This window comes from Chromobacterium sp. INPA-IVC, assembly GCF_059047085.1.
On sequence record NZ_JBTNLS010000010.1, the window covers coordinates 59,483 to 73,081 of the forward strand.

Consider the following 13,599-nt stretch of genomic DNA (forward strand, 5'->3'; position numbering starts at 1 on the left):
ACTATGGCCTCCAAGAAAATGGAAGCGTTGGGTTCGGTCGTTGCCGCGGCGCTGGGCGACAAGCTCGTGAGCAGCACGCAGGCTCTGGACGAGCTGACCATCGTCTGCAAGGCGTCCGATCTGCCGTCGGTGGCGCTGACGCTGCGCGACCACGCCGACCTCGCCTTCGAGCAGTGCATCGACGTCTGCGGCATGGACTACAGCGCCTACCGCGACGAGCCGTGGGACGGCCCGCGCTTCGCCGCCGTGTACCATCTGCTGTCCGTCAAGCTGAACCATCGCATCCGCCTGCGCGTCTTCGCCGCAGACGACGACTTCCCGGTGATCCCGTCGGTCAACGACGTCTGGAACGCCGCCAACTGGTTCGAGCGCGAAGCGTTCGATCTGTATGGCATCGTGTTCGAAGGCCACCCCGACCTGCGCCGCCTGCTGACCGACTATGGTTTCGTCGGCCACCCGTTCCGCAAGGACTTCCCCTTGTCCGGCCACGTGGAAATGCGCTACGACCCGACCCAGCAGCGCGTGATCTATCAGCCTGTCACCATCGAACCGCGCGAGATCACGCCGCGCATCATCCGCGAGGAGAATTACGGTGGCTGAGATCCGTAACTACACCCTCAACTTCGGCCCGCAACACCCGGCCGCGCACGGCGTGCTGCGCCTGGTGCTGGAACTGGACGGCGAAGTCGTCCAGCGCGCCGACCCGCACATCGGCCTGCTGCATCGCGGCACCGAGAAGCTGGCCGAGAGCAAGACCTTCATCCAGTCGCTGCCGTACATGGATCGTCTCGACTACGTGTCGATGATGTGCAACGAGCACGCCTACTGCCTGGCCATCGAGAAGATGATGGGCATCGAGGTGCCGGAGCGCGCGCAGTACATCCGCGTGATGTTCGCCGAAATCACCCGCGTGCTGAACCACCTGCTGTGGATCGGCGCCCACGCGCTGGATATCGGCGCGATGACCATGTTCCTGTACGCGTTCCGCGAGCGCGAAGACCTGATGGACTGCTACGAGGCGGTGTCGGGCGCGCGGATGCACGCGGCTTACTTCCGTCCGGGCGGCGTCTACCGCGATCTGCCGGACAGCATGCCGCAGTACACCGTGTCCAAGATCAAGAACGCCAAGGAGCTGGCGCGCCTGAACGAAGGCCGCAAGGGCTCGATGCTGGACTTCATCAGCGATTTCACCGACCGTTTCCCGGGCTATGTCGACGAGTACGAAACCCTGCTGACCGACAACCGCATCTGGAAGCAACGGACGGTGGGCATCGGCGTGGTGACGGCCGAGCGCGCGTTGAACCTGGGCATGACCGGTCCGATGCTGCGCGGTTCCGGCATCGCCTGGGACCTGCGCAAGACCCAGCCGTACGACGTGTACGACAAGATGGACTTCGACGTGCCGGTGGGCGTGGGCGGCGACTGCTACGACCGCTACCTGGTCCGCGTCGAGGAAATGCGCCAGTCCAACCGCATCATCCAGCAGTGCGTGGCCTGGCTGCGCGCCAACCCCGGCCCGGTGATCACCGACAACCATAAGGTGGCTCCGCCTTCGCGCGAAGGCATGAAGTCCAATATGGAAGACCTGATCCACCACTTCAAGCTGTTCACCGAAGGCATGCACGTGCCGGAAGGCGAGGCTTACGCCGCGGTGGAGCACCCGAAGGGCGAGTTCGGCATCTACCTGGTGTCCGACGGCGCCAACAAACCGTACCGCCTCAAGATCCGCGCGCCGGGCTATGCCCATTTGGCCGCGCTGGACGAGATGGCCACCGGCCACATGATCGCCGACGTCGTCGCGATCATCGGTACGCAGGATATCGTGTTTGGGGAGATTGACCGCTGATGCTGTCCGCACAATCGCTAGCCTTGATCGACCGCGAGGTCGCCAAATATCCGGCTGACCAGAAGCGCTCCGCCGTCATGGGCGCGCTGCGCATCGCGCTGGACGAGCGGCGCGCCGCCGGTGAAACCCCGGAAGCCCGCTGCCTGAACCAGGAGCTGATCGAGTTCGTGGCCGACTACCTGGGCATCGCCCCGGTGGCCGCCTACGAAGTCGCCACCTTCTACAACATGTACGACATGAAGCCGGTGGGCAAATTCAAGATCACCGTCTGCACCAATCTGCCCTGTGCGCTGTCCGGCGGCGTCAACGCCGCGGAGTACATCTCGAAGAAGCTGGGCATCGCCATCGGCGAAACCAGCGCCGATGGCATGTACACCCTGCTGGAAGGCGAATGCATGGGCGCCTGCGGCGACGCGCCGGTCTTGCTGGTGAACAACCACAAGATGTGCAGCTTCATGACGCCCGACGCAATCGATAAAAAACTGGCGGAGTTGAAATAATGGCTGTCTTCGCTAATGGCGTGATTTTCGACGGCGTCGACACCGCCCAGCCCGACTGCTGGCGTCTGGACGCCTACGTGGCCCGCGGCGGCTACCAGGCGCTGCGCCGCATCCTCGACTCCAAGATGACGCAGGAAGATGTGATCGCGGAAGTGAAGAACTCCGGCCTGCGCGGCCGCGGCGGCGCGGGCTTCCCGACCGGCCTGAAATGGAGCTTCATGCCGCGCTCGTTCCCGGGCGACAAGTACGTCGTCTGCAATACCGACGAGGGCGAGCCGGGCACCTTCAAGGACCGCGACATCATCCGCTACAACCCGCACTCGCTGATCGAGGGCATGATCATCGCCGGTTACGCGATGGGCACCAAGGCGGGTTACAACTACATCCACGGCGAAATCTTCGAAGACTACGTGTTGTTCGAAGAAGCGCTGGAAGAGGCGCGCAAGGCGGGTTTCCTGGGCCAGAACATCCTGGGCTCCGGCTTCAACTTCGACTTGTTCGCCCACCACGGCTACGGCGCCTACATCTGCGGCGAGGAAACCGCGCTGCTGGAATCGCTGGAAGGCAAGAAGGGCCAGCCGCGCTTCAAGCCGCCGTTCCCGGCCAGCTTCGGCCTGTACGGCAAGCCGACCACGATCAACAACACCGAATCGTTCGCTTCGGTGCCGTTCATCATCCGCGACGGCGCGCAGACCTTCCTCGAGAAGGGCAAGCCGAACAACGGCGGCACCAAGCTGTTCTCGGTTTCCGGCCACGTCAACCGTCCGGGCAACTACGAGATCGCGCTGGGCACGCCGTTCTCCGAGCTGCTGGAAATGGCCGGCGGCATGCGAGACGGCAAGAAGCTGAAGGCGGTGATCCCGGGCGGCTCGTCCGCTCCGGTGCTGCCTGCCGACATCATGATGCAGTGCACCATGGACTACGACAGCATCGCCAAAGCCGGTTCGATGCTGGGTTCGGGCGCCGTGATCGTGATGAACGAGGACGTGTGCATGGTCAAGGCGCTGGAGCGTCTGGCCTACTTCTACCACGAAGAATCCTGCGGCCAGTGCACGCCGTGCCGCGAAGGCACCGGCTGGCTGTACAAGGTGATCCATCGCATCGTCAACGGCCAAGGCCGCAAGGGCGATCTGGAGCTTCTGGATTCCGTGGGCAACAACATGGCTGGCCGCACCATCTGCGCGCTGGCCGACGCCGCGGTGTTCCCGGTTCGCAGTTTCACCAAGCATTTCCGCGCGGAGTTCGAGTACGCGATCGAACACGGAAAGACCTTGGTGGATCACAAATGGTGTTGAGCGATGCTTGAAATCGAAATCGACGGTAAGAAACTGACGGTGCCGCAAGGCAGCACCGTCATCGAGGCGGCCCACTCGGTGGGCACCTATATTCCGCACTTCTGCTACCACAAGAAGCTGTCCATCGCGGCCAACTGCCGGATGTGCCTGGTGGAAGTGGAAAAGGCGCCGAAGCCGCTGCCGGCCTGTGCCACCCCCGTCACCGACGGCATGAAGGTCCACACCGCGTCGCCGCTGGCCAAGAAGGCCCAGCAGGGCGTGATGGAATTCCTGCTGATCAACCACCCGCTGGATTGCCCGATCTGCGACCAGGGCGGGGAATGCCAGCTGCAGGATCTGGCGGTCGGCTACGGCAACTCGACCTCGCGCTACGAGGAAGAGAAGCGCGTGGTGGTGGGCAAGGACATGGGTCCGCTGGTTTCCGCCGAGGAAATGTCGCGCTGCATCCACTGCACGCGCTGCGTCCGCTTCACTGAAGAAGTGGGCGGCTTCCAGGAAATCGGCATGGCCAACCGCAGCGAGTTCTCCGAGATCCTGCCGTTCCTGGGCAAGACCGTGGACTCGGAAATCTCCGGCAACGTGATCGACCTGTGCCCGGTGGGCGCGCTGACCTCCAAGCCGTTCCGCTACAGCACCCGCGCCTGGGAGCTGTCGCGCCGCAAGTCGGTGAGCCCGCACGACGGCCTCGGCTCCAACCTGGTGGTTCAGGTCAAGAGCAACGAAGTGATGCGCGTGCTGCCGCTGGAAAACGAAGCCATCAACGAGTGCTGGATCGCCGACCGCGACCGCTTCTCCTATGAGGGCCTGAACAGCGCCGAACGTCTCTCCAAGCCGATGATCAAGTTCGACGGCAAGTGGCACGAGACCGACTGGGAAACCGCGCTGAACTATGTGGTGAAGGGTCTGAACGGCGTGTCCGCCGATCACGGCAAGGACGCCATCGGCTTCCTGCTGAACCCGCACTCCACCACCGAGGAACTGCACCTGGCCCAGAAGCTGGCGCGCGCTTTCGGTGTGAACGCCGTCGACTACCGCCTGCGCCGCAGCGACTTCTCCGCCGACAGCGCCAAGCAGGGCGCCGAATGGCTGGGCTCCACCATCGCCGAACTGGCCGACGCCAAGTCGGTGCTGGCGGTGGGTTCCTCGCTGCGCAAGGAACAGCCGCTGCTGGCCTCCCGCCTGCGCGCATCGGTCAAGAAGGGTTCCGAGCTCAACATTATCCACGTCGCCGACGACAATCTGCTGACCAAGATCAACGGCAAGCTGATCGTGTCGCCGCTGGCGCTGGTGAACGCGCTGTCGCAAGTGCTGAAGGCCGTGGCCGAGATCAAGTCCGGCTCCAGCGAAATCGACCTGGCGTCGGTGGAAGTGTCCGCCCAGGCGCGCGTCATCGCTGAAAGCCTGACCGGCGCCGAGACCGCGTCCGTCGTGCTGGGCAACGTCGCGCAACACCACCCGGCCTACGGCCAGCTGCTGTCGCTGGCCCAGGAAATCTCCCGCCTGTCCGGCGCGCGTTTCGGCATCCTGGCCGAAGCCGCCAACAGCGTGGGCGCCGAACTGGTGGGCGCGCTGCCGCAGACCGGCGACAACGCCGCCGCGATGATCGCCAAGCCGAAGAAGGCCTACTTCCTGCTGAACACCGAAGTGGAGTTCGACAGCTACAACCCGCAGGCCGCCGTGGCCGCGATGAAGCAGGCTTCCACCGTGATCGCGCTGACCGCCTACAAGGGCCAGGGCCTGCTGGATTACGCCGACGTGCTGCTGCCGATCGCGCCGTTCTCCGAGACCGCCGGCTCCTTCGTCAACATGGAAGGCAAGCTGCAGACCTTCAACGGCGTGGTGAAGCCGCTGGGCGAAACCCGTCCGGCCTGGAAGGTGCTGCGCGTGCTGGGCAATATGCTGAGCCTGTCCGGCTTCGAGCAGAACAGCGCCGAGGAAGTCCGCGGCGAGTTCGGCGATCTGGCCGCCAAGCTGAACAACGCGCTGTCCAAAGTCGCCGCCAATCCGGCTGCGTCCGCTGGCATCGTCCGCGTAGGCGAAGTGCCGATGTACCAGGCCGACGCCATCTGCCGCCGCGCGCCGTCGCTGCAGCAAACCAACGAAGCCAAGGGCGCCGCCGTCGTCCGCGCGCACAGCGGCCTGCTGGCCAAGCTGGGCGTGGCAGCCGGTTCCACCGCGCTGCTGAAGCAGGGCGAGGGCGAGGCGCGCGTTTCGGTCGAAGCCGACGACAGCCTGCCGGCCGACGTGGTACGGGTCGCCGCCGCGCACGCTTCCACGCTGGCGCTGGGCGGCATGTTCGACGCAATCGAGATCAAGCAGGGGTAAACGATGGAGTTCTTGCAAGGTATTCTTGGCACTGACGCAGGGCTCCTGGTGTGGACCCTGCTGAAGATCATCGCCATCGTGCTGCCGATGTTGGGCTGCGTGGCGTACCTGACGCTGGCCGAGCGCAAGGTGATCGGCTACATGCAGATCCGCATCGGCCCCAACCGGGTCGGTTATTTCGGTCTGCTGCAGCCCATCGCCGACGCGGTGAAGCTGCTGATGAAGGAAATCATCCTGCCCACCAACTCCAGCAAGGGCTTGTTCCTGCTGGCGCCGGTGCTGTCCATCGGACCGGCCCTGGCGGCCTGGGCGGTGATTCCGTTCACCGAACACCTGGTGGTGGCCAACGTCAACGCTTCGCTGCTGTATATCCTGGCGCTGACCTCGATGGGCGTGTACGGCGTGATCATCGCCGGCTGGGCGGGCAACTCGAAGTACTCCTTCCTCGGCGCGATGCGCTCCGCCGCCCAGATCGTGTCCTACGAACTGGCGATGGGCTTCGCGCTGGTGGGCGTGCTGATGGTGTCCGGCAGCCTGAACCTGGTCGACATCGTCAAGCAGCAGTCGTTCGGCATGGGCGGCGGCTCGCTGCTGTCCTGGAACTGGATTCCGCTGTTCCCGCTGTTCATCGTCTACCTGATCTCCGGCGTGGCCGAGACCAACCGCGCGCCGTTCGACGTGGCGGAAGGCGAGTCGGAAATCGTCGCCGGTTTCCACGTTGAATATTCGGGCATGGCCTTCGCGATCTTCTTCCTGGCCGAATACGCCAACATGATCCTGGTCGCCGCGCTGACCGCGCTGCTGTTCCTGGGCGGCTGGCTGTCGCCGTTCCCGGCGTCGTGGGGCATTCTGGGCGCCGGCGGCTTCCACTGGCTGGCGATCAAGGTGTCGATGGTGCTGTTCTGCTTCCTGTGGTTCCGCGCCACCTTCCCGCGCTATCGCTATGACCAGATCATGCGTCTGGGCTGGAAGGTGTTCATCCCGGTGACCCTGGCGTGGATCCTGGTGGTGGGCGTGTGGATGTTTACCCCGCTGTCCATTTGGCACTGAGACAGGGGATAGGTGAAAAAATGAATTCGATCCGCAACTTTTTCAAGACCTTCCTGCTGGTGGAGCTGGTCAAGGGCCTGATGGTCACTGGCCGCTACTTCTTCGCCCGCAAGATCACGGTGCAGTTCCCGGAAGAGAAGACGCCGATTTCGCCGCGCTTCCGCGGCCTGCACGCGCAGCGCCGCTACGCCAACGGCGAAGAACGCTGCATCGCGTGCAAGCTGTGCGAGGCGGTGTGTCCGGCGCTGGCCATCAACATCGAGTCCGAGCAGCGCGACGACGGCACCCGCCGCACCACGCGCTACGACATCGATCTGACCAAGTGCATCTTCTGCGGCTTCTGCGAGGAAGCCTGTCCGGTGGACGCCATCGTGGAAACCCACATCTTCGAATACCACGGTGAAAAACGTGGCGACCTCTACTACACCAAGCCGATGCTGCTGGCCATCGGCGACAAGTACGAGGCCGAAATCGCCGCCAACAAGGCGGCCGACGCCAAGTATCGCTAAGGGGAGGCCATGAACCTAACTACGGTAATTTTCTACGTTCTGTCCGCCATCCTGGTCTTCGCCGGCGTGCGGGTGGTCACCGCCAAGAACCCGGTGCACGCCGCGCTGTTCCTGGTGCTGGCCTTCTTCACCAGCGCCGGCCACTGGCTGCTGATGGAGTCGGAGTTCCTGGCGATCACGCTGGTGCTGGTCTACGTCGGCGCGGTGATGGTGCTGTTCCTGTTCGTGGTGATGATGCTGGACATCAACATCGAGAAGCTGCGCGAAGGCTTCTGGAAGAACCTGCCGGTGGCCGCCACCGTCGGCGCCATCATGGTGTTCGAAATGGCGCTGATCCTGGTCAGCCCGCAGGCCGCGCTGTCGCAGTACAAGGCCGCCGCGCCGCTGGCCGCCGACTTCAGCAACGTGAAGATGCTGGGCAGCCAGCTGTACACCACCTATCTGCTGCCGTTCGAGATCGCGGCGGTCGTGCTGCTGCTGGCGATGATCGCCGCCATCGGCCTGACCATGCGCGCGCGCAAGGACACCAAGACGATCGATCCCGCCGTCCAGGTGAAGGTGCGCCGCGAAGACCGCGTCCGCATCGTCAAGATGGACGCCGTGAAAAAAGTGGAAGAGGCCGAGCAGGCCGATTCCGGTGAGCAACAGGCCTGACGGCCAATCAACCAATAAGGGAGGAAACGTGCTGACACTGACTCACTTTCTGGTGCTGGCCGCCATCCTGTTCGCCATCAGCGTGCTCGGGATTTTCCTGAACCGGAAAAACCTGATCATCCTGCTGATGGCCATCGAGCTGATGCTGCTGGCGGTGAACTTCAACTTCATCGCGTTCTCGCACTACCTGTCGGATTCGGCAGGCCAGATCTTCGTGTTCTTCATCCTGACGGTTGCCGCCGCCGAGTCCGCCATTGGTCTGGCGATCCTGGTGGTGCTGTTCCGCAACCTGCAGAGCATCAACGTTGAAGACTTGGGCAGCCTCAAGGGCTAACGGCAAACCGGAACCATTACAAAGCACAAAAGCATGGATATGAAGAGCTTATACCTGCTGATTGCACTCGCCCCGCTGGCGGGTTCCATCATTGCGGGCCTGTTTGGATGGGCGATCGGACGGCGCGCCTCGCACGTCGTGACGATAGCCGGCGTGGCGGTTTCCGCCGCGCTGTCGCTCAAGGTGCTTCTGGGTTTCCTGAACGGAAGCGCGGAAGTGTTCAACGGACCGGTCTACACCTGGCTGACCGTCGGCGGCTACGAGTACTCGGTCGGCTTCCTGGTCGACTCGCTGACCGCGATGATGCTGGTGGTGGTCACCAGCGTGTCGCTGATGGTGCATATCTACACCATCGGCTACATGCAGGATGATCCTGGCTACCAGCGTTTCTTCAGCTACATCTCGCTGTTCACCTTCTCGATGCTGATGCTGGTGATGAGCAACAACTTCGTCCAGCTGTTCTTCGGCTGGGAAGCTGTGGGCCTGGTGTCCTATCTGCTGATCGGCTTCTGGTTCAAGCGCCCGACCGCGGTGTTCGCCAACCTGAAGGCCTTCCTGGTCAACCGCGTCGGCGACTTCGGCTTCCTGCTGGGCATCGGCCTGGTGCTGGCCTACTTCGGCGGCTCGCTGAACTACAGCGACGTGTTCGCCGCCGCCCCGGCGCTGGCGCAGAAGACCATCGAGATCATCCCCGGCCAGCAATGGTCGCTGCTGACCGTCACCTGCATCCTGCTGTTCATCGGCGCGATGGGTAAATCCGCCCAGTTCCCGCTGCACGTGTGGCTGCCGGACTCGATGGAAGGCCCGACCCCGATCTCGGCGCTGATCCACGCGGCCACCATGGTGACCGCCGGCATCTTCATGGTGTCGCGCATGAGCCCGCTGTTCGAGATGTCCGACACCGCACTGAACGTGGTGATGGTGGCAGGCTCGATCACCGCGCTGTTCATGGGCTTCCTCGGCATCGTCCAGAACGACATCAAGCGCGTGGTGGCTTACTCCACGCTGTCGCAGCTGGGCTACATGACCGTGGCGCTGGGCGCTTCGGCGTACTCGGTGGCCATGTTCCACGTGATGACTCACGCCTTCTTCAAGGCGCTGCTGTTCCTGGCGGCCGGCTCCGTGATCATCGGCATGCACCACGATCAGGACATGCGGAACATGGGCGGCCTGCGAAAGTACATGCCCATCACTTGGCTGACCTCGCTGCTGGGTTCGCTGGCGCTGATCGGCACGCCGTTCTTCGCAGGCTTCTACTCGAAGGACTCGATCATCGAGGCGGTCGCCGCTTCGCACCTGCCCGCGGCCGGCTTCGCCTACTTCGCCGTCGTGGCCGGCGTGTTCGTCACCGCCTTCTACTCCTTCCGCATGTACTTCCTGGTGTTCCACGGCAAGGAACGCTGGATGGAGAAGAAGGACGATCATCACGGCCACGGCCATGACGACGATCACGACCACCACCATGGCCTGGGCCCGAACGACAAGCCGCACGAATCGCCGTGGGTGGTGACGCTGCCGCTGGTGCTGCTGGCCATTCCGTCGGTGCTGGTGGGTTACTTCGCCATCGACAAGCTGGTTTACGGCGACTTCTTCAAGGGCGTGATCGCGGTCAACAACGAAGCGCACCCGGGCATGGAAGAGCTGGCGCACGAGTTCCACGGCGCCTTCGCCATGACGCTGCACTCGTTCTCCACGCTGCCGCTGTGGCTGGCGATCGCCGGCGTCGTCGTGGCCTGGTACTTCTACATGAAGGCGCCCCACATTCCGGCCGCCATCAAGGAAAAGTGCGCCCCGATCCACAAGCTGCTGGAAAACAAGTACTACCTGGACGAGATCTATTTCGCCGTGTTCGCCAAGGGTTCGCGCGCGCTGGGCACCTTGTTCTGGAAGGTGGGCGACACGCTGCTGATCGACGGCCTGCTGGTCAACGGCACCGCCAAGCTGGTGGGCTGGTTCTCCAGCGTGGTTCGCCGCGCGCAGACCGGTTTCATCTACAGCTACGCCACCGCGATGATCATCGGCGTGCTGGGTCTGATGACCTGGTGGTTCCTGCCGCTGATCCTGCGCTGAGTCCGGATTCCGGGATTGAAATAACAATATAGGTTTGACTATGTTCACAAATCTGTTAAGTCTGGTGATCTGGACGCCGATACTGGCCGGCCTGGTAGTGCTGGCCACCGGCGGCGACCAGCGCGCGCCGCTGGCGCGCTGGCTGGCGGTAGCGGGAGCCCTGGCGGGCTTCCTGCTGTCGATCCCGCTGTTCACCGAGTTCAACAACCTGAACGGCGGCATGCAGTTCGAAGAGATGAAGCCGTGGATCGCTTCGCTCAACATCAACTACCACCTGGGCGTGGACGGCATCTCGATGCTGTTCGTGGTGCTCAACAGCTTCACCACGCTGTTGGTGGTGATCGCCGGCTGGGAAGTGATCCAGAAGCGCGTGTCGCAGTACATGGCCGCCTTCCTGATCATGTCCGGCCTGATCAACGGCGCCTTCGCCGCGCTGGACGCGATCCTGTTCTATGTCTTCTTCGAAGGCATGCTGATCCCGATGTACCTGATCATCGGCGTCTGGGGCGGTCCGCGCCGGGTCTACGCGTCGATCAAGTTCTTCCTGTACACGCTGCTCGGCTCGCTGCTGATGCTGGTGGCGTTGATCTACCTGTACTTCCAGGCTGGCAAGAGCTTCGAGATCCTGGCTTTCCACGACATCGCCAAGATTTCGCTGACGGTGCAGATCCTGCTGTTCGTCGCCTTCTTCATGTCCTTCGCGGTGAAGGTGCCGATGTGGCCGGTCCACACCTGGCTGCCTGACGCCCACGTGGAAGCGCCGACCGGCGGCTCCATGGTGCTGGCCGCGATCACGCTGAAGATCGGCGCCTACGGCTTCCTGCGGTTCATCCTGCCCATCATGCCCGACGCCGCGCGCGAGCTGTCGCCCATCATCATCGGCCTGTCGCTGGTGGCGGTGGTCTACATCGGCCTGGTGGCGCTGGTGCAGTCCGACATGAAGAAGCTGGTGGCGTACTCGTCGATCTCCCACATGGGCTTCGTGACCCTGGGCCTGTTCCTGTTCACCGGCAGCGAGCTGAACCAGTGGGCCGTGGAAGGCGCGCTGGTGCAGATGGTGTCCCACGGCTTCGTCTCCGCCGCGATGTTCTTCTGCATCGGCGTGATGTATGACCGAGTGCACAGCCGCAACATCGCCGACTACGGCGGCGTGGCCAACAAGATGCCGATCTTCGCAGCCTTCATGATGCTGTTCGCGATGGCCAACTCCGGCTTGCCGGCCACTTCCGGCTTCGTCGGCGAGTTCATGGTGATCATGGGCGCGGTGCAGGTGAACTTCTGGTACGCCGCGCTGGCCGCCACCACGCTGATCTTCGGCGCCGCCTACACCTTGTGGATGTACAAGCGCGTGATCTTCGGCGACGTGGCCAACGAGCATGTGGCCGAGCTGTCCGACGTCAACAAGCGCGAGTTCCTGGTGCTGGCCATCCTGGCCCTGATGGTGCTGGGCATGGGTCTGTACCCGCAGGCTTTCGTCGCCAAGATGCACCTGGCGGTCAACGACCTGATCACGCACGTCGCGCAGACCAAGCTGCCGTAAGGACGGAAGGAATACACACAAATGAATTGGGCTGATCTCAACCTGATACCCGCGATGCCGGAGCTGTTCCTGATCGGCGCGTTGCTGGTGGTGCTGATGCTGGATCTTTTCATCTCCGATGAAAAGCGCTGCGTCACCTACGGCCTGACGCTGCTGACCCTGGTCGGCGCCGCCGTCGCGCAGGTATGCACCTTTACTCCGTACCCGGTGACCACGTTCTCCGGCATGTTCGTCGCCGATCCGCTGGCGGCGCTGGTCAAGCTGGCGATGTATGGCATCACTGCCATCGTGCTGGTGTACAGCCGCCAGTACACCGCCGACCGCGGCCTGTTCAAGGGCGAGTACTTCTCGTTGTCGCTGTTCGCGCTCCTGGGCATGAACCTGATGGTGTCCGCGTCCCACTTCCTGACCCTGTACATGGGCCTGGAGCTGCTGTCGCTGGCGCTGTACTCGCTGATCGCGCTGCAGCGCGACTCCGTCCCGGCCACCGAGTCGGCGATGAAGTACTTCGTGCTGGGCGCGCTGGCTTCCGGTCTGCTGCTGTACGGCATCTCGATGATCTACGGCGCCACCGGCTCGCTGGAGCTGGCCGCCATCGCCAAGGCGATCAAGTCGCACTCCGCCAACGGCGTGCTGCTGATCTTCGGCCTGGTGTTCATCGTCGCCGGCCTGAGCTTCAAGCTGGGCGCCGTGCCGTTCCACATGTGGGTGCCCGACGTCTACCAGGGTTCGCCGACTTCCGTCACGCTGATGGTCGGCGCCGCCCCCAAGCTGGCCGCCTTCGTGTTCGTGCTGCGTATCCTGGCCCAGGGCCTGGACGCGCTGGTGGGCGACTGGCAGGGCATGCTGATCATCGTGGCCGTGCTGTCGATGGCCATCGGCAACATCACCGCCATCGTGCAGACCAACATCAAGCGGATGCTGGCTTACTCCACCATCTCGCACATGGGCTTCCTGCTCTTGGGCGTGCTGGCCGGCACCAAGCAGGGCTACTCCGCCGCGCTGTTCTATGCGGTGGTGTACGTGGCGATGTCGCTGGTCAGCTTCGGCATCATCCTGGCGCTGTCGCGCAAGGGCTTCGAATGCGAGAAGATCGACGATCTGAAGGGCCTGAACAGCCGCAACAGCTGGTACGCGCTGTTGATGCTGCTGGCCATGTTCTCGATGGCCGGCATCCCGCCGCTGGCGGGCTTCTACGCCAAGTTCGCGGTGATCCAGGCCGTGGTGCAGATCGGCATGATCAAGCTGGCCGTGTTCTCCGTGCTGATGTCAGTGATCGGCGCCTTCTACTACCTGCGCGTGGTCAAGGCCATCTACTTCGACGACGCTCAGGACAATGCCCCGATCAACGTTCGCGCCGACATGAAGCTGGTGCTGTCGCTGAACGCGCTGGCGCTGCTGGCGGTAGGCATCCTGCCGCAGTCGCTGCTTGAGCTGTGCGCGCAGGTGATGCGCCAGTCTCTGGGCATGATGTAA

General features: G+C 63.4%; 12 protein-coding genes. All 12 read left to right on the forward strand.

What is annotated here, in order from left to right; all coding sequences use genetic code 11:
- Positions 1-3: 3 nt before the first annotated feature.
- The 12 genes from ACX17K_RS19045 to nuoN are packed head-to-tail and all read left to right on the forward strand — an operon-like array spanning position 4 to position 13,599.
- Complete coding sequence (locus ACX17K_RS19045) at positions 4-600, forward strand: NADH-quinone oxidoreductase subunit C (protein ID WP_046155445.1); 597 nt, start codon at positions 4-6, stop codon at positions 598-600.
- A complete protein-coding gene (locus ACX17K_RS19050) occupies positions 593-1,846 on the forward strand; it encodes an NADH-quinone oxidoreductase subunit D (protein ID WP_021476498.1) in 1,254 nt (417 codons plus the stop codon). The genes ACX17K_RS19045 and ACX17K_RS19050 overlap by 8 nt, the downstream gene beginning before the upstream one ends.
- Complete coding sequence (gene nuoE, locus ACX17K_RS19055) at positions 1,846-2,346, forward strand: NADH-quinone oxidoreductase subunit NuoE (protein WP_493776004.1); 501 nt, start codon at positions 1,846-1,848, stop codon at positions 2,344-2,346. The genes ACX17K_RS19050 and nuoE overlap by 1 nt, the downstream gene beginning before the upstream one ends.
- Positions 2,346-3,641: an NADH-quinone oxidoreductase subunit NuoF gene (nuoF, locus tag ACX17K_RS19060; protein WP_493776005.1), complete on the forward strand. Its 1,296-nt coding sequence runs from the start codon at positions 2,346-2,348 to the stop codon at positions 3,639-3,641. The genes nuoE and nuoF overlap by 1 nt, the downstream gene beginning before the upstream one ends.
- A 3-nt stretch (positions 3,642-3,644) precedes the next feature.
- On the forward strand, positions 3,645-5,966 hold the full coding sequence (gene nuoG, locus ACX17K_RS19065) for an NADH-quinone oxidoreductase subunit NuoG (protein WP_493776006.1): 2,322 nt from the start codon (positions 3,645-3,647) through the stop codon (positions 5,964-5,966).
- Between the two features lie 3 nt (positions 5,967-5,969).
- Complete coding sequence (gene nuoH, locus ACX17K_RS19070; RefSeq protein ID WP_021476502.1) at positions 5,970-7,016, forward strand: NADH-quinone oxidoreductase subunit NuoH; 1,047 nt, start codon at positions 5,970-5,972, stop codon at positions 7,014-7,016.
- A gap of 29 nt (positions 7,017-7,045) precedes the next feature.
- Positions 7,046-7,525, forward strand: coding sequence for an NADH-quinone oxidoreductase subunit NuoI (gene nuoI / locus ACX17K_RS19075; protein WP_199776295.1), 480 nt, complete (start codon positions 7,046-7,048; stop codon positions 7,523-7,525).
- A gap of 9 nt (positions 7,526-7,534) precedes the next feature.
- Positions 7,535-8,179 (forward strand): NADH-quinone oxidoreductase subunit J, encoded by a 645-nt coding sequence (locus tag ACX17K_RS19080; protein ID WP_021476504.1) that lies wholly within the window; start codon positions 7,535-7,537, stop codon positions 8,177-8,179.
- A gap of 28 nt (positions 8,180-8,207) precedes the next feature.
- Positions 8,208-8,513: an NADH-quinone oxidoreductase subunit NuoK gene (nuoK, locus tag ACX17K_RS19085; RefSeq protein WP_011134506.1), complete on the forward strand. Its 306-nt coding sequence runs from the start codon at positions 8,208-8,210 to the stop codon at positions 8,511-8,513.
- Between the two features lie 33 nt (positions 8,514-8,546).
- Entirely contained in the window at positions 8,547-10,583 is a 2,037-nt protein-coding gene (gene nuoL / locus ACX17K_RS19090; RefSeq protein ID WP_493776007.1) for an NADH-quinone oxidoreductase subunit L, read from the forward strand.
- Between the two features lie 40 nt (positions 10,584-10,623).
- Positions 10,624-12,123, forward strand: coding sequence for an NADH-quinone oxidoreductase subunit M (locus ACX17K_RS19095; RefSeq protein ID WP_021476506.1), 1,500 nt, complete (start codon positions 10,624-10,626; stop codon positions 12,121-12,123).
- A 21-nt stretch (positions 12,124-12,144) separates the two neighbouring features.
- Positions 12,145-13,599 carry an NADH-quinone oxidoreductase subunit NuoN gene (gene nuoN / locus ACX17K_RS19100; protein WP_493776008.1) on the forward strand — a complete coding sequence of 485 codons (1,455 nt, stop codon included), beginning with the start codon at positions 12,145-12,147 and terminating at the stop codon, positions 13,597-13,599.